We start from the raw sequence: 15,532 nt of genomic DNA, 5'->3' as shown, positions 1-15,532 counted from the left end.
CGGCGCACGGACGGCGTGGAGACCGGCTCGGCGGTCGGCGTCAACCCCTGCCTCCGGGCGGGCGCTTGGCAGGTGCGGCAGACTGCGGGGCATGCGTACCGCTTACCGCGTGGAGACCGTACGGGCCGCCGAGGCCGAGCTGATGGCGACGCTGCCCGAGGGGGCGCTGATGCAACGGGCGGCGGCGGGGCTCGCCGCCGCCTGCTTCTCGCTGCTCGGCCAGGGTCATGTGTACGGAGCGAGGGTCGTCCTGCTCGTCGGCAGCGGGGACAACGGGGGCGACGCGCTGTACGCGGGGGTGCGGCTCGCCCGGCGCGGGGCGGGGGTGACGGCCGTACTGCTCGGCTCGCGGGCCCACGAGGGCGGTCTCGCCGCCCTGCTCGCGGCCGGGGGGCGGGTGGCGGAGGACCCGTTCGAGGCGCTCGCCGTGGCCGACCTCGTCCTCGACGGGATCACCGGGATCGGCGGGCAGGGCGGCCTGCGGCCGGACGCGGTCCCGATCGCCCGGGCGGCGCGCGGCTCGGACGCGGCCGTGGTCGCCGTCGATCTGCCGAGCGGGGTGGACGCGGACTCCGGGCAGGTCGCGGGGGAGGCGCTGCGGGCGGACGCGACGGTGACGTTCGGGGCGTACAAGCCGGGGCTGCTGATCGACCCGGCGCGCGAGTACGCGGGGGCGCTGCGGCTCGTGGACATCGGCCTCGCGGAGAGCCTGCCGTCCGTGCCGGACGTCGAGGCGCTGCAACACGATGACGTGGCCGGGCTGTTGCCGGTGCCGGGCGCGGAGAGCGACAAGTACCGGCGGGGTGTGGTGGGCGTCGTCGCGGGCTCCGCCCGCTACCCGGGCGCCGCGGTGCTCGCCGTGACCGGCGCGCTGCGGGGCGGTGCGGGCGCGGTGCGGTACGTGGGGCCGGCCGCGGACGCGGTGATCGCCCGTCATCCGGAGACGCTGGTGCACACGGGGCCGCCGCGGAGGGCGGGGCGGGTGCAGGCGTGGGTCGTCGGACCGGGCCTCGGCGACGGGCAGGGGGTCGCGGACGTCCTGGCCTCGGACGTGCCGGTCCTGGTCGACGCGGACGGGCTGCGCGAGCTGGACGCGGAGGCGGTACGGGCGCGCACGGCGCCCACCCTGCTCACCCCGCACGCGGGGGAGGCGGCGGCGCTGCTGGGCGCCTCGCGGGAGTCGGTGGAGGCGGAACGGCTCGGGGCCGTAAGGGAGTTGGCGGCCCGCTTCGGCGCGACGGTGCTGCTGAAAGGGTCGACGACACTGGTGGCGGAGGGCTCCGGTCCGGTACGTGTGAATCCGACGGGCACGTCGTGGCTGGCGACGGCGGGCAGCGGTGACGTGCTGTCCGGTCTCGCCGGTTCGCTGCTCGCGGCGGGCCTGCGCGCCCGGGACGCGGCCTCGGTGGCCGCGTACCTCCACGGCCTGGCGGCCCGTCGCGCGTCGGCCGGCGCCCCGATCGCGGCGTCCGACGTGGCCGAGGCCCTGCCGACGGCGTGGCGGGACGTGGTGGCGTAGGCCGGTGGGCCGGTGGGCCGGTGGGCCGGTGGGCCGGTGGGCCGGTGCGACGGTCGGCCGGGGCCCCAGGGCCGGCCGTGGCCGCGCAGCCCGTACGCGCCGACCGCCCGTCGGCCGGCGAACGCGTACGGCCCGACGCGTGAGGGTGACCGGGGCGACAGCCCGGGAAAGCGGTGCGGGGGCCGACACCTGAGAGACTGGGCGCGATGACTGAGACACCGCCGCCCCGCAGAGCCCGCGCCGAGATCGACCTCGGTGCGCTGCGTGCGAACGTCCGCACGCTGCGTGCCCGTGTCGCGCCCCACGCCCAGGTCATGGCCGTGGTCAAGGCCGACGCGTACGGACACGGCGCCGTCCGCTGCGCCCGTGCCGCGCTCGACGCCGGTGCCGCCTGGCTCGGTACCGCCACTCCGCACGAGGCGCTCGCCCTGCGCGCCGCCGGGATCACGGACGTCCCGGTCCTGTGCTGGCTCTGGACCCCGGGCGACCCCTGGGCCGAAGGCATCGAAGCCGGTCTCGACATGACCGTCAGCGGCATGTGGGCACTGCGCGAGGTCGCCGAGGCGGCGCGGGAGACCGGGCGGCGGGCCCGTATCCAGCTCAAGGCCGACACCGGCCTGGGGCGCAACGGCTGCCAGCCCGCCGACTGGCCCGAACTCGTCGGCGAGGCGCTCAAGGCGGAGAAGGACGGACACGTCACCGTCACCGGGCTCTGGTCGCACTTCGCGTGCGCCGACGAGCCGGGCCACCCCTCCATCGCCTCCCAGCTCGACGTCTTCCGCACCATGCTCGACTACGCCGAGAAGGCCGGAGTCCGGCCCGAGGTCCGGCACATCGCCAACTCCCCGGCGACCCTCACCCTCCCCGAGACCCACTTCGACCTGGTCCGGCCCGGCATCGCCATGTACGGCGTCTCGCCCAGCCCCGAACTCGGCACCCCCGCCGACTTCGGGCTGCGGCCGGTGATGACGCTCAAGGCGAGCGTCGCGCTCGTGAAGCAGGTCCCGGCCGGCCACGGCGTCAGCTACGGACACCACTACGTCACCGAGCGCGAGACCCGGCTCGGGCTCGTGCCCGTCGGGTACGCCGACGGCATCCCGCGCCACGCCTCCGGCCGTGGTCCCGTCCTGGTCGGCGGCCGGGTGCGCCGGGTCGCCGGACGGGTCGCCATGGACCAGTTCGTGGTGGACCTCGACGGCGACACCGTCGAGCCCGGCACCGAGGCCGTGCTCTTCGGCCCCGGCGACCACGGCGAGCCGACGGCCCAGGACTGGGCCGAGGCCGCCGACACCATCGCGTACGAGATCGTCACCCGCATCGGCGCGCGCGTCCCGCGCGTCTATGTGAACGGCTGAGCGAACGGGCAGTCACCGACCGAACAGGAGCGGCAGTGAGCGAGTCCAGCACCGACAACTGGCGGCGTGCCGGTCTCGCCGGTGCCGCGATAGGCGTCCTCGCCGCCGGGGCGGCGGCCGGGGTCGCCGTGGAGCGGCTCACGGTCGGACGCGGCATGCGGCAGAAGGCGAGGCTCGCCCTCGACACGTCCGCGCCCTACGGCTCCCTGCGCGGCACCCCCGGCAAGGCGGTCGCCGACGACGGCACCGAGCTGTACTACGAGACCGACGTCGTCGAGTCGGACGCGCCGGCGCCGCGCCGCCGCAGACTCTTCGGCCGCAAGGCGCCCGCGCCCGTCACCGTGGTCTTCAGCCACGGCTACTGCCTCGGCCAGGACTCCTGGCACTTCCAGCGGGACGCCCTGCGCGGCCTCGTCCGTACCGTCTACTGGGACCAGCGCAGCCACGGCCGCTCCGGCCGGGGCGTCGCCCAGTCCGGGCCGGACGGCGTGCCGGTCGCCATCGACCAGCTCGGCCGGGACCTCAAGGCCGTCATCGACGCCGCCGCGCCCGAGGGACCGCTGGTCCTGGTCGGGCACTCCATGGGCGGCATGACGATCATGGCCCTCGCCGACCGCTACCCCGACCTCGTCCGCGAGCGGGTCGTCGGCGTCGCCTTCGTCGGTACGTCGGCGGGGAGGCTGGGCGAGGTGAACTACGGGCTGCCCACGGCCGGGGTCAACGCGGTGCGGCGGGTCCTCCCGGGCGTCCTGAAGGCGCTCGGCGCCCAGGCGGAACTCGTCGAACGGGGCCGAAGGGCCACCGCCGACCTGTTCGCCGGGCTGATCAAGAAGTACTCCTTCTCGTCCCGGGACGTGGACCCGGCCGTCGCCCGGTTCGCCGAGCGGATGATCGAGTCCACCCCGATCGATGTGGTGGCGGAGTTCTACCCGGCCTTCGCCGAGCACGACAAGGCGGCGGCGCTCACGGCCTTCCTCGACGTGCCCGTGCTCGCACTCGCCGGCGACCGCGACCTGGTCACCCCCAGCTCGCACACCGAGGCGATCGCCGATCTGCTGCCGGACGCCGAGCTGGTCATCGTGCCCGATGCCGGGCACCTGGTGATGCTGGAGCACCCCGAGGCGGTGACGGACCGGCTCGCGGACCTGTTGGCGAAGGTGGGAGCGGTGCCCGCGACCGCGGCCGGAGCGGGCGCCGGCAGCAGTTAGGTTGGGCCGTATGGAAGAACCGCACTCCGCTGCCACCCTCGACATCGACTCCCCGGAGGAGATGCAGGAGATCGGCCGTCGTCTGGCGAAGCTGCTGCGCCCGGGCGACCTCGTGATGCTCACCGGCGAGCTCGGCGCCGGAAAGACGACGCTGACCCGCGGCCTGGGCGAGGGCCTCGGCGTGCGCGGCGCCGTCACCTCCCCGACCTTCGTCATCGCCCGCGTCCATCCGTCGCTGGTCGGCGGTCCGGCCCTGGTCCACGTCGACGCGTACCGCCTCGGCGGCGGACTCGACGAGATGGAGGACCTCGACCTGGACGTCTCGCTGCCCGAGTCGGTGGTCGTCGTGGAGTGGGGCGACGGCAAGGTCGAGGACCTCACCGACGACCGGCTCCACGTCCTCATCCACCGCGTGGTGGGCGACACGGACGACGACCGGCGCACGGTCGCGCTGCGTGGGATCGGCGCGCGGTGGGCGGACGAGAACCTCGCGCTGAGCTGAACGTACGTAGGTTCCGACAAGGTGTCGGGAAGATGTTGCGGCGAGCGCACGAGCCGTGGTGACATGGATGCACGAGCTGGTTAGGTGTACCTAACCTACGGGAGGCATGCATGGCGACGCCAGAGCGCGAGAGCGCGGAGGCGCGGATCTCGATGAGTGAGCTGCTGGCGTCCTGTGCCGCGGCGAACGTGGTGTCGACCCCGCCGAGAGAGTCCGACGGTCCGGAGGGCGTCCGCCCGGAGCACGTCCGCCCGGACACCGTCGAGCGGGACGTCGAGCGCGAGGCGGCGTAGCCCGTACGAGTGAAGGCGCGGGGCCGGCGGGGGACGGGTCGTCCCGTCGGCCCGTACCTGCCGGCGGACCTCCGGGTCGTCGCGTTCCTACGCGACGACCACGACCTTCGCGCCGATCGACGCGAACGTCCACATCGCGTTGCCGTCCGCGCGCTTCATGCGGATGCCGCCCGTCTTCCGCGACGGGTCGGGCGTCGGGAGCGAGCCGTCGACCGCCGCGCTGAAGCCGACCGACACGTCCTGCACGCTCGCGAAACGCACCACGTGCTCGATCTGCACGCCGTCCGAGCCCGTCACGGCGCCCGAGCGCGAGGTCACCTTGTACGACCCCGGCGCCGGGTGGACCGTGCTCGGCATGACCGAGAAGGTCTGCGTGGCCTGGCCCTTCGCGTCCACCAGCCACACCCGCCGCTCGCCCAGCGCGTACACGACGCGCGTCCCGGTGCCCGAGTTCGCCGGCACGGCGAGCGGGTCCTTGACGGGCTTCTGCGGTCCACCGGTCGGGGCGGAGGAAGGGGCCGCGGTGGTCCTCGGCTTGGCCGAGACGTCGGCGGGCGCGTTCGCCGACGCCTGGTAGGCGAGGAAGGCGACCGCGGCGATCGCCGCCGCCGTGAGCCCGGCCACGAATCCCGAGCTGCTCCGTGCCACCCTGCCGCCCACCTTTTCTTTCGTACGTACGTATCGGTCGTGACGGTAGCAGTCGCGGGCTACCGGGACGGGGCGCCGTGCGGGCCCGGCGGGAGCCGTAGGCTGTTTGCGTGCTCTTGCTCGCCATGGATACCGCCACGCCCGCCGTCACCGTCGCCCTCCACGACGGCGAATCCGTCGTCGCCGAGTCGCGGCAGGTCGACGCCCGCCGCCACGGGGAGCTGCTGCTGCCCGCCGTCGACCGGGTCCTGAACGAGGCCGGGCTGAAGCTCGACGCGGTCACCGGCCTGGTGGTCGGCGTCGGACCGGGGCCGTACACCGGCCTGCGCGTCGGTCTCGTCACCGCCTCGACCTTCGCCTCCGTCCTCGGCGTGCCCGTGCACGGGCTCTGCACCCTGGACGGGCTCGCGTACGCCGCAGGGATCGAGGAGCCGTTCGTCGTCGCGACGGACGCGCGCCGCAAGGAGGTCTACTGGGCGCGGTACGAGAACGCCCGTACGCGCGTCACCGACGCGGCCGTCGACCGGCCCGCCGAGATCGCCGAGCAGGTCGCCGGGCTGCCGGTCGTCGGCGCCGGGGCGCGGCTCTACCCCGAGGTCTTCCCGGACGCCCGCGACCCCGAGCACCAGTCGGCGGTCGCGCTGGCCGCGCTCGCGGCGGAGCGGCTCGCGGCGGGCGCCGACTTCCTCGACCCGCTGCCGATGTACCTGCGCCGCCCCGACGCCCAGGTGCCGAAGAACTACAAGGTGGTCACGCCCAAGTGACCGCCGGACAGCCCGCCGCCGGACAGCCCGTGGGACAGCCCATGGGGTCCGGGGAACCCGCCGGACACTCCGTGGGGTCCGGAGCGCCCGCCGGGCAGCCTGCCGGACCGTCCGCGTCCGGAGCCGCGGCGCTGCGCGAGATGCGCTGGTGGGACCTGGAGCCCGTGCTCGTGCTCGAACACGAGCTGTTCCCCGAGGACGCCTGGTCCGAGGGGATGTTCTGGTCCGAGCTGGCCCACGCCCGTGGTCCGCGCGCCACCCGCCGCTATGTCGTGGCGGAGGCCGGCGGGCGGATCGTCGGCTACGCGGGGCTGGCCGCCGCCGGCGGCCTCGGCGACGTCCAGACGATCGCCGTCGCCCGCGACCAGTGGGGCACCGGGCTCGGGGCGCGGCTGCTCACCGACCTGCTCCACCACGCCACCGCGTTCGAGTGCGAAGAGGTGCTCCTGGAGGTGCGGGTGGACAACACCCGGGCCCAGAAGCTGTACGAGCGCTTCGGCTTCGAGCCCATCGGCTTCCGGCGCGGCTACTACCAGCCGGGCAACGTCGACGCGCTGGTGATGCGACTGACCGTTCAAGCAACTGAGACCGAAACTGGAACTGATTCCGATGGCTGCTGACGAACCGCTCGTACTCGGTATCGAGACCTCCTGCGACGAGACCGGGGTCGGCATCGTCCGGGGCACGACGCTGCTCGCCGACGCCGTCGCCTCCAGCGTCGACACCCACGCCCGCTTCGGCGGCGTCGTGCCCGAGATCGCCTCCCGCGCCCACCTCGAGGCGATGGTCCCGACCATCGAGCGAGCCCTGAAGGACGCCGGGGTGTCCGCCCGCGACCTCGACGGCATCGCCGTGACGGCGGGACCCGGTCTCGCGGGAGCGCTGCTCGTCGGCGTCTCGGCGGCCAAGGCGTACGCGTACGCGCTGGGCAAGCCGCTGTACGGCGTGAACCACCTGGCCTCGCACATCTGCGTCGACCAGCTGGAGCACGGCCCGCTGCCCGAGCCCACGATGGCGCTCCTCGTCTCCGGCGGGCACTCCTCGCTGCTGCTCGCCCCCGACATCACCGCCGACGTCCGGCCGATGGGCCAGACCATCGACGACGCGGCCGGCGAGGCCTTCGACAAGATCGCGCGCGTCCTCGACCTCGGCTTCCCCGGCGGCCCGGTCATCGACCGGCTCGCGCGCGAGGGCGACCCGAACGCGATCGCCTTCCCGCGTGGGCTGAGCGGCTCGAAGGACCCGGCGTACGACTTCTCCTTCTCCGGCCTCAAGACGGCGGTCGCCCGCTGGATCGAGGCCAAGCGCGCGGCGGGCGAGGAGGTGCCGGTACGGGACGTGGCCGCGTCCTTCCAGGAGGCCGTCGTCGACGTGCTCACCCGGAAGGCCGTACGCGCCTGCAAGGACGAGGGCGTCGACCACCTGATGATCGGCGGCGGCGTCGCGGCCAACTCGCGGCTGCGGGCGCTGGCCCAGGAGCGGTGCGAGCGGGCCGGGATCAGGCTGCGGGTGCCGCGGCCCGGGCTGTGCACGGACAACGGCGCGATGGTCGCGGCCCTGGGCGCGGAGATGGTGGCCCGGAACCGGCCGGCCTCCGACCTGGAGCTGTCGGCGGACTCCTCGCTCCCGGTGACGGACCCGCACGTGCCGGGCGCGGACGGCCACGACCACACCCACGACCACGACCACGTGCACGAGATGAGCAAGGAGAACCTGTACCCGTGATCCTCACGCTCATGTGGGAGGCCCGGGCCGTCCAGGGCCGGGGCGCCGAACTCCTGGAGTGGGCGCGGTCGCGGGAGCTTCCGTACGAGCCGCTCCGGCGCGAGACGTTCCGGGCCCCGCAGGACCGCGTCCTCGTGCTGACCTGGTGGGACGCCCCGGCGCCGGACGCCGAGCTGCCCGAGCTGCCGGAGCCCGCGGCGGACCTCATCACCAGGCCGGTGCACCGCTGGCGCTTCGAGTCCGTCGACTGAGGCAACCTCCCGGCCGCGTTCGCCATCATCCACGGCGTGAAATACGGCGTGGACAAGAAGATCGTGACCTGGGCGGCGCTGACCGCCGCCGCGCTCCTCGTGACGGGCTGCGGCGGCTCGGCGGGGGCGGAGACCGCCGGCCCGAGACCGTCCGCGCCGACGACCGCCTCCGCCCCGACCGGGGCTCCGGCTCCCGACCGGGCCGCCGAGACCGCGGCCGCGTACCGGAAGTGGGGTCTGAAGCCCTTCGCCGCCCCGCCCGCGCCGCCCCGGGTCAAGCCGGTCAAGCGGAGCCCGGGCGGTCCCGTCCCCGTCATCAGCGAGATACCGACGAAGGACAGGATCGTCTTCATCACGATCGACGACGGGGCCGAGAAGGACCCGGAGTTCGTGACGATGATGCGGGAGCTCAAGGTCCCGGTGACGATGTTCCTCACCGACTCCGCGATACGCGCCGACTACGCGTACTTCGCCCGCCTGGGCGACCTCGGCCACGGCGTCGCCAACCACACCCTGACCCACCCGAACCTGCGCACCCTCGGCCGGGACGCCCAGAGCCGGGAGATATGCGGCCAGCAGAGGAAGCTGGCCAAGGAGTACGGCGCGAAGCCGCGGCTCTTCCGTCCGCCGTACGGCAACTGGAACGAGGACACCCGCGCGGCAGCGGGCTCGTGCGGCGTCGACGCGATCGTGCTGTGGCGCGAGGCGATGCAGATCAAGAACATGCAGTACCAGCGCGCGGACGGGAAGCTGCACCCCGGCGACATCATCCTGGCCCACTTCCGCGGCCCGGCCGAGCTCAAGGGCACGTCGATGACGCGTATGACGGCCAACATGCTCCGCCACATCCAGGAGCAGGGCTTCACGGTCGCCCGCCTGGAGGATTACGTCTAGGAGTACGTCCCAAAAGTTTTCTCCACCTCGTGTCGATGCGGGGCGGGCCCGTTCGACGTATGAGTGAGAGGCGGGGAACGGCCCCGCCCGCCACGCAAGGAGAACGACCATGCCCCGCTATCTGACGATGGTCCGCATCGAAGAGGGCGCCTTCGAGATGGAGGACGCCGACCCGGGCTTCGACGAGCGCATGGGCGCGCTCTTCGAGGAGATCACCAAGGCCGGGGTGATGCTGGAGACCGCCGGGCTCAGGCCGACCAAGGAGGGCAGGCGCGTCGTGTGGGAGGGCGGGAAGATCTCCTACACCGACGGACCGTTCACCGAGACCAAGGAGGTCGTCGGCGGCTACTCGATCAGCCAGTGCCGGGACCTGGCCGAGGCCGTCGAGTGGTCGAAGCGGTTCCTGGAGGTCCACCCGCCGCAGTGGAAGGTGACGTGCGAGGTGCGCGAGATCGAGGAGATGTGACGCGGCCGGGGCGGGTGGTGCCATGGTTGACCCATGACCGCACCCGCCCCCGGCGCCGTCGAGACCGTCTTCCGGATGGAGTCGCCGCGGATCATCGCCGCCGTCGCGCGGATCGTCCGTGACGTCGGCATCGCCGAGGAGATCGCCCAGGACGCCTTCGTGGCCGCACTCGAACAGTGGCCGCGGACGGGCGTCCCCGACCGGCCCGCGGCCTGGCTGACGGCCGCGGCCAAGAACCGTGCCGTCGACCTCGTGCGGCGCCGGGAGACGTACGCGCGCAAGCTGGCCGAGGTCGGGCGGGAGCTGACCGAGGAGTCCCACGACCCCGAGCCGTCCGGGCCCGGCGACATCGACGACGACCTGCTGCGGCTGGTCTTCACCGCCTGCCACCCGGTGCTCTCCGCCGAGGCGCGGACCGCCCTGACCCTGCGGCTGGTCGGCGGGCTGCGCACGGACGAGATCGCCCGCGCCTTCCTCGTGCCGGAGGCGACGGTCGCGCAGCGGATCGTGCGGGCGAAGCGGACGCTGGCGACGGCGGGCGTGGAGTTCGAGGTGCCGTACGGGGAGGAGCGGGCGGCCCGGCTCGGCTCCGTCCTGGACGTCATCTACCTCGTCTTCAACGAGGGGTACGCGGCGACGGCGGGCGACGACCTGCTGCGGCCGGCGCTGTGCGAGGACGCGCTGCGGCTGGCCAGGGTGCTCGCGGGACTGATGCCGAAGGAGGGCGAAGTCCACGGTCTGGCGGCCCTGTTGGAGATCCAGGCCTCGCGGGCCGCGGCCAGGACCGGACCGGACGGGCGACCGGTCCTCCTCGCCGACCAGAACCGCGGCCGCTGGGACCGGCGGCTGATCCTGCGCGGCTTCGAGGCGCTCGGGCGGGCCGGCGAGTGCGGCGCCTACGGTCCCTACGCCCTCCAGGCCACGATCGCCGCCTGCCACGCGAAGGCGCCGGCCTACGAGGAGACGGACTGGCGGACGATCGCCGCGCTGTACGAGCGCCTCGCGGTCGTCGCGCCCTCGCCGGTCGTCGAGTTGAACCGCGCGGTCGCCGTCTCGATGGCCGAGGGCCCGGAGGCCGGTCTCGCCCTCGTCGACGAACTGGCGGAGGAACGGGCCCTGGCGGGATACCACTTGCTGCCGAGCGTCCGCGGAGACCTGCTGGAACGGCTCGGGCGGTCGGACGAGGCGCGGGCGGAGTTCGAGCGGGCGGCCTCGCTGACCCGTAACGAACGGGAGCGGGAGCTGCTGCGGGAGCGGGCGGAACGGGCGGCCGGACGGGGCGCGCCGGAGGCTCGGTAGTCTCGGCCGCATGTCCCCACGCGCACCCCTGCCCCCGCCTCCGCCGCCCGCCGAGATACGGAGCTGGCCCGACCGTGCGGCCCGACTGGCCGACCGGGCGCGGGCGATGGCCGAGCTCAACCGCCATCTGCTGGGCGGGGCACGGCTGTCGGTCTTTCTGCTGTGGGTGGCGACCCTCCAGCTCGGCTGGGGGATCTGCGGCGCCGGGTTCATCATGCTGGACGAGTCCCTCGACCCGTTCTCGGGCCTGTTCGCCTTCTTCTTCGTGGCCCTCGGACTCGGCGCCGTGGTCCCCGCCGTCTTCTTCCTCGCCCGGGGCGTCCGCCGCGACCGCCTGGCGCGGGAACGGCTGGTCCAGTGGGCCGCCCTGGACGGGGACCGCGCGTCCGACGCACGGCTGCGGGAGCCCGTGCTGAGCGTGGTCTGGCTGCTTGTCTCCGTCGCGCTGTGCGGCCTCGGCCTGTGGATCTCGCTGGCCGTGCCGGCGGAGGCGACCGGCCCGGGCAGCGGAGGCCACGGCGAGGTCGTGTACTTCGTGGGCGCGGGGCTCGGGCTCTGGGTCAGCGGCCTGACCGGTGTCGTGAAGGCGGTCGGGCACTACCGGCTGGCGGTCCGGCTCGCGGCGTAGCGCGCCGGGGCGAAACACGCCCTACGCCGCCGGGTGGCCGATCAGCATCGTGGGGGCTCCCGCGACCCGGGTCAGGACGACGGTGGCGGCGTTCGGGCCCTTCGGCTTGACCCGGCGGCGGATCTCCTCGGGTTCGACCGCCGAGCCGCGCTTCTTCACCGTCAGCGTGCCGACCTCCCGCTCCCTCAGCAGCGCCTTCAGCTTCTTGAGGTTGAAGGGCAGTTCGTCGGTGATCTCGTACGCCGTGGCGTACGGCGTGGGGGCGAGGGCGTCCGCCGTGATGTACGCGATCGTCTCGTCGATCAGGCCGCCGCCCAGCTCCTCGGCCACCTCGGCGACCAGATGCGCGCGGATGACCGCGCCGTCCGGCTCGTAGAGGTAGCGGCCGACCGGCCGGACCGCCGGATCGGGCAGGCCACGGCCGGTCAGGCTCGCGCCGGAGGGGAGGAGCGTGGCGCGGCGGGTGCCGGGGGAGGTGCCGAACCACAGCACGGCCTCCTTCACGTCCCCGCCGTCCGAGATCCACTCGGCCTCGGCCTCCTCCGGCACCGCCTCGTGCGGGATGCCGGGGGCGATCTTCAGCGCCGCGTGCGGGGCCGTACGGGCGGCCTCGACGGCCCAGGAGAGCGGCGGCGAGTACGCCTCGGGGTCGAAGATCCTGCCCCGTCCGCCGCGCCGCGCGGGGTCCACGAAGACGGCGTCGTACGGGCTCGTGTCGATCTCGGTCACGTCCGCGCACCGCACCTCGATCAGGTCGGCGAGTCCGAGCGCGTCGGCGTTGGCGCGGGCGACCTCGGCCGTCAGCGGGTCGCGGTCCACGGCCAGGACGGCGATCCCGGCCCGGGCGAACGCGAGGGCGTCCCCGCCGATCCCGCCGCACAGGTCGGCCACGCCGCGCACCCCAAGCCCGCGGAGCCGCTCCGCGCGGTACGCCCCGACCGTCGCCCGCGTCGACTGCTCGACGCCGTTGGGGGTGAAGTACATCCGGTACGCGTCCTCGGCGCCGAACTTGGCCACCGCGCGCTGACGCAGCCGGGCCTGTCCGAGCGCCGCCGAGACCAGCTCTGCGGGGTGCTCGCGGCGCAGCCGGGAGGCGACGGCGAGTTCCCGGGCCGGGTCGTAGTCGCGCAGGGCGGCGAGCAGCGTCTGGCCCTCCGGGGAGAGCAGGGCGGTGAAGGCGGCGAGGTCGGTCACCCGTCCCATTGTGGGCCAGCCGGGGGATGGTGGGCGCCGGGCGGCGGTGTCGGCGCCCCTGGGAGTCTCGGCGCTGACAGGATGCGGCGCCATGCAGCTAGTAAGACAAAAAGAACAGATGCGAACGAAGCGGGCGCTGCGTCTTCGCCGGTCGATGGGTGCGGCGCTGGTCGTCGCCGCGCTCGGATCCGCCTGTGCGGGCCCGTCCGGCGAGGAGGGGGGAGCCGAGAGCGGACGCAAGGCCCCCGCGCCTCCCGCCGCCGGCCAGCAGCAGGGCCAGGGCGCGGCCGCCGCGCTCGACTCGTACGTCGAGAAGGTCCGCGAGCGGCGTGCCGCCCGGGTGCTCGCCGCCAAGAAGTGGGGCCTCGAACGCCCACCTCTGGAGGCCCCCGCCCCGCCCGCGGTGAAGCCGAAGATCACCACGCGCAAGGGCTTCGAGACCGACGGCGAGGGGCTGCCGCCGGTCTTCACCACCGTGCCGACCAAGCAGAAGGTCGTCTTTCTGACGATCGACGACGGCGCGGAGAAGGACCCCGAGCTGCTGCGGATGATGAGCGAGCTGCAGATCCCCTACAGCGCCTTCCTCAGCGACTACGTCGTCAAGGACGACTACGGGTACTTCAGGAAGATGCGGGACTCCGGTGTCTCCCTGCACAACCACACCCTCAACCACCGCTACCTGCCCGGACTTTCGTACACGGCGCAGAAGCGGGAGATCTGCGGGATGCAGGACGTCATCGAGGAGGAGTTCGGCAAGCGGCCCCCGCTCTTCCGCCCGCCGTACGGCAACTACAACGAGGACACGCTGCGCGCGGCGAAGACGTGCGGGGTGAAGGCGGTCCCGCTCTGGGCCTCGGAGGCGTTCCCGGACCGGATGGAGTGGCGCGAGTGGGACCGGGACCTGCACCCCGGTGACATCGTCCTCACGCACTTCAGGGGCAAGGGGGACTGGAAGGGCTCGATGGCCGACATGGTCCGCCGCGTGATGAAGACGATCACGGCCAAGGGGTACGCGGTCGCGAAGCTCGAGGACTACGTGTGAGACGCGCGCGCCGGCTCGCGGCGGGTCTGGTGCTGGCCGGCGCGCTCACGGGGATGACGGGGTGCGCCTCGTCCGTGGACCCGATCGAGCGCCTGGGCCGGAAGGCGGCCGTACGGGTCGGGGAGGCGGGGGCCGGGGGCGGAGCGCTCTCGAAGACGGCGGCCCGCGTCCTCCACGGGCTGGGCCGGCTCGACGACGGAGGCCGGCTCGACGACGGAGGCCGTCCGGCCGGCCGGGGGGTGCTCCGCCCCTAGGTTCTGTCGTCAAATGTCAGGCCCACATCAGGAGTGAGGCGAGGGTGACGGCTGCTTCGTAGGACTGGGCGGTCTTGTTGTATCGGGTGGCGATCCCTCGCCATTGCTTGAGACGGTTGAAGCACCGTTCCACGACGTTGCGGTGTTTGTATGCCTCGCGGTCGAAGGCCGGCGGGCGGCCTCCGTGGCTGCCGCGTCGGGCCCGGTTGCGGGCCTGGTCGGCCCGCTCCGGGATCGTGTGCGGAATGCCGTGGCGGCGGAGCCAGGTGCGGATCGCCTTCGAGCTGTAGCCCTTGTCGCCCAGGACGTGATCAGGCCGGACGCGGGGCCGTCCGGGGCCGATCCGAGGCACTCGGATGGCTTCCATCACGGCGGTGAATTGGGTGCAGTCGTTGGTGTTGCCGCCGGTGACGACGAAGGCGAGAGGGCGACCCCGGCCGTCGCAGGCCAGGTGGATCTTGCTGGTCAGCCCGCCTCTGGACCTGCCGAGTGCCGGATTGCGAAGCCCCCTTTTCGGGCCCCGGCCGCGTGCTGGTGAGCGCGCACGACGGTCGAGTCGACCGCGACGAGCCATTCGACGTCGCCGGCAGCATCGGCTTTGGCCTGGGCGGCCCGGAGCATCCGGTCGAACGTTCCGTCCAACGCCCACCTGCGCAAACGGGTATGCAGCGTGGCCCATGGGCCGTATCGCTCGGGCACATCCCGCCAGGCCGTCCCGGTCCGGAACTTCCACACGATCCCGTTCAGGACCCTGCGGTCGTCCAGCCGCTTCCGCCCCCGCAACGACTCGGGCAGCAACGGCCGGACGAACTCCCACTCGGCATCAGACAGCTCATGGCGACGAATCACCCCACCATGATCCACCAGGCAAGATCGTTTGAAGACATCGCCTAGGGGGTGTCGCGTCGCCGCACCGTACTTGTGTGCGGAACCAACCGGTCCGTCACGCCGTTTCCCGTACCGGGACCGAATCGCCACGCCGCACTGAATTGGCACTCCGCTTGACCGAGTGCTAATCGCAGTCATAGTCTCGGCTCTGGCACTCCCCACTGGAGAGTGCCAACACAGCGACGGGCAGGTCCGGCACCCGCGACGACGGATCCACCTGGTCGCCACCTCAGACAGTTAGCCCCGTGAGATCTCCGAAGGGGGAGGTCGGATCGTGACGACCACCAGCTCCAAGGTTGCCATCAAGCCGCTCGAGGACCGCATTGTGGTCCAGCCGCTCGACGCCGAGCAGACCACCGCCTCTGGCCTGGTCATCCCGGACACCGCGAAGGAGAAGCCCCAGGAGGGTGCTGTCCTCGCCGTCGGTCCGGGCCGCTTCGAGAACGGCGAGCGCCTGCCGCTCGACGTCAAGGTCGGCGATGTCGTGCTGTACAGCAAGTACGGCGGCACCGAGGTGAAGTACAACGGCGAGGAGTTCCTCGTCCTCTCGGCGCGCGACGTGCTCGCGATCATCGAGAAGTAATTCACCGAAGTACCTGAAG

At 73.3% G+C, this 15,532-nt stretch carries 18 protein-coding genes and 1 pseudogene; 16 read left to right on the top strand and 3 right to left on the bottom strand.

All coding sequences use genetic code 11. From position 1 onward, the window contains the following. The first annotated feature begins 91 nt into the window (after window positions 1-91). The 5 genes from ACF1G2_RS16655 (at window position 92) to ACF1G2_RS16635 (ending at window position 4,877) form a co-directional block, all read left to right on the top strand. The gene (locus tag ACF1G2_RS16655; protein WP_391798953.1) at window positions 92-1,519 is read left to right on the top strand and encodes an NAD(P)H-hydrate dehydratase; all 1,428 of its coding nucleotides are present in this window, start codon (window positions 92-94) and stop codon (window positions 1,517-1,519) included. A 206-nt stretch (window positions 1,520-1,725) separates the two neighbouring features. Continuing rightward, entirely contained in the window at window positions 1,726-2,874 is a 1,149-nt protein-coding gene (alr, locus tag ACF1G2_RS16650; RefSeq protein ID WP_391798952.1) for an alanine racemase, read from the top strand. A gap of 35 nt (window positions 2,875-2,909) precedes the next feature. Further along, window positions 2,910-4,082, top strand: a complete 1,173-nt coding sequence (locus ACF1G2_RS16645; protein WP_391798951.1) for an alpha/beta fold hydrolase — start codon at window positions 2,910-2,912, stop codon at window positions 4,080-4,082. Between the two features lie 10 nt (window positions 4,083-4,092). After that, window positions 4,093-4,584, top strand: a complete 492-nt coding sequence (gene tsaE, locus ACF1G2_RS16640; protein WP_391798950.1) for a tRNA (adenosine(37)-N6)-threonylcarbamoyltransferase complex ATPase subunit type 1 TsaE — start codon at window positions 4,093-4,095, stop codon at window positions 4,582-4,584. A gap of 110 nt (window positions 4,585-4,694) precedes the next feature. Then, window positions 4,695-4,877 carry a hypothetical protein gene (locus ACF1G2_RS16635; RefSeq protein ID WP_391798949.1) on the top strand — a complete coding sequence of 61 codons (183 nt, stop codon included), beginning with the start codon at window positions 4,695-4,697 and terminating at the stop codon, window positions 4,875-4,877. 87 nt (window positions 4,878-4,964) lie between these two features. Here ACF1G2_RS16635 and ACF1G2_RS16630 read toward each other — a convergent pair whose 3' ends face one another. Beyond that, window positions 4,965-5,501: a hypothetical protein gene (locus ACF1G2_RS16630; RefSeq protein WP_391799041.1), complete on the bottom strand. Its 537-nt coding sequence runs from the start codon at window positions 5,499-5,501 to the stop codon at window positions 4,965-4,967. Window positions 5,502-5,635: 134 nt separating this feature from the next. Between ACF1G2_RS16630 and tsaB the strand changes: the two genes are divergently transcribed. From tsaB to ACF1G2_RS16590, 8 genes are all read left to right on the top strand, one after another. Then, window positions 5,636-6,289, top strand: a complete 654-nt coding sequence (tsaB, locus tag ACF1G2_RS16625; RefSeq protein WP_391798948.1) for a tRNA (adenosine(37)-N6)-threonylcarbamoyltransferase complex dimerization subunit type 1 TsaB — start codon at window positions 5,636-5,638, stop codon at window positions 6,287-6,289. Window positions 6,290-6,429: 140 nt separating this feature from the next. Continuing rightward, the gene (gene rimI / locus ACF1G2_RS16620) at window positions 6,430-6,909 is read left to right on the top strand and encodes a ribosomal protein S18-alanine N-acetyltransferase (protein ID WP_391799040.1); all 480 of its coding nucleotides are present in this window, start codon (window positions 6,430-6,432) and stop codon (window positions 6,907-6,909) included. Next, window positions 6,899-8,014: a tRNA (adenosine(37)-N6)-threonylcarbamoyltransferase complex transferase subunit TsaD gene (gene tsaD, locus ACF1G2_RS16615; protein WP_391798947.1), complete on the top strand. Its 1,116-nt coding sequence runs from the start codon at window positions 6,899-6,901 to the stop codon at window positions 8,012-8,014. Before rimI ends, tsaD begins: the two co-directional genes overlap by 11 nt. Next, window positions 8,011-8,265 carry a hypothetical protein gene (locus ACF1G2_RS16610; RefSeq protein WP_352188417.1) on the top strand — a complete coding sequence of 85 codons (255 nt, stop codon included), beginning with the start codon at window positions 8,011-8,013 and terminating at the stop codon, window positions 8,263-8,265. Before tsaD ends, ACF1G2_RS16610 begins: the two co-directional genes overlap by 4 nt. A gap of 36 nt (window positions 8,266-8,301) precedes the next feature. Beyond that, window positions 8,302-9,159 carry a polysaccharide deacetylase family protein gene (locus ACF1G2_RS16605; RefSeq protein ID WP_391798946.1) on the top strand — a complete coding sequence of 286 codons (858 nt, stop codon included), beginning with the start codon at window positions 8,302-8,304 and terminating at the stop codon, window positions 9,157-9,159. A 109-nt stretch (window positions 9,160-9,268) separates the two neighbouring features. Next, window positions 9,269-9,625, top strand: coding sequence for a YciI family protein (locus tag ACF1G2_RS16600; RefSeq protein ID WP_391798945.1), 357 nt, complete (start codon window positions 9,269-9,271; stop codon window positions 9,623-9,625). A 33-nt stretch (window positions 9,626-9,658) separates the two neighbouring features. Continuing rightward, window positions 9,659-10,924 carry an RNA polymerase sigma factor gene (locus ACF1G2_RS16595; protein ID WP_391798944.1) on the top strand — a complete coding sequence of 422 codons (1,266 nt, stop codon included), beginning with the start codon at window positions 9,659-9,661 and terminating at the stop codon, window positions 10,922-10,924. 10 nt (window positions 10,925-10,934) lie between these two features. Continuing rightward, complete coding sequence (locus tag ACF1G2_RS16590; RefSeq protein ID WP_391798943.1) at window positions 10,935-11,552, top strand: hypothetical protein; 618 nt, start codon at window positions 10,935-10,937, stop codon at window positions 11,550-11,552. 21 nt (window positions 11,553-11,573) lie between these two features. On the opposite strand, the gene ACF1G2_RS16585 is transcribed toward ACF1G2_RS16590, so the two are convergent. After that, a complete protein-coding gene (locus tag ACF1G2_RS16585; protein ID WP_391798942.1) occupies window positions 11,574-12,755 on the bottom strand; it encodes an SAM-dependent methyltransferase in 1,182 nt (393 codons plus the stop codon). A gap of 109 nt (window positions 12,756-12,864) precedes the next feature. On the opposite strand from ACF1G2_RS16585, the gene ACF1G2_RS16580 reads away from it, so the two are divergent. Both ACF1G2_RS16580 and ACF1G2_RS16575 read left to right on the top strand, forming a co-directional pair. Next, complete coding sequence (locus tag ACF1G2_RS16580; RefSeq protein WP_391798941.1) at window positions 12,865-13,788, top strand: polysaccharide deacetylase family protein; 924 nt, start codon at window positions 12,865-12,867, stop codon at window positions 13,786-13,788. Next, window positions 13,785-14,042: a hypothetical protein gene (locus ACF1G2_RS16575; RefSeq protein WP_391798940.1), complete on the top strand. Its 258-nt coding sequence runs from the start codon at window positions 13,785-13,787 to the stop codon at window positions 14,040-14,042. Before ACF1G2_RS16580 ends, ACF1G2_RS16575 begins: the two co-directional genes overlap by 4 nt. Before the next feature lie 16 nt (window positions 14,043-14,058). On the opposite strand, the pseudogene ACF1G2_RS16570 reads toward ACF1G2_RS16575, so the two are convergent. Beyond that, window positions 14,059-15,068: pseudogene (locus tag ACF1G2_RS16570) on the bottom strand (IS5 family transposase). A 136-nt stretch (window positions 15,069-15,204) separates the two neighbouring features. Here ACF1G2_RS16570 and groES point away from each other — a divergent pair. Continuing rightward, a complete protein-coding gene (groES, locus tag ACF1G2_RS16565) occupies window positions 15,205-15,513 on the top strand; it encodes a co-chaperone GroES (RefSeq protein WP_057584642.1) in 309 nt (102 codons plus the stop codon). The last annotated feature ends 19 nt before the right edge of the window (window positions 15,514-15,532 follow it).

It is taken from the genome of Streptomyces sp. NPDC013457 (genome assembly GCF_043089925.1).
Lineage (GTDB): Bacteria > Actinomycetota > Actinomycetes > Streptomycetales > Streptomycetaceae > Streptomyces.
This window is presented reverse-complemented; position numbering and strand designations above follow the sequence as displayed.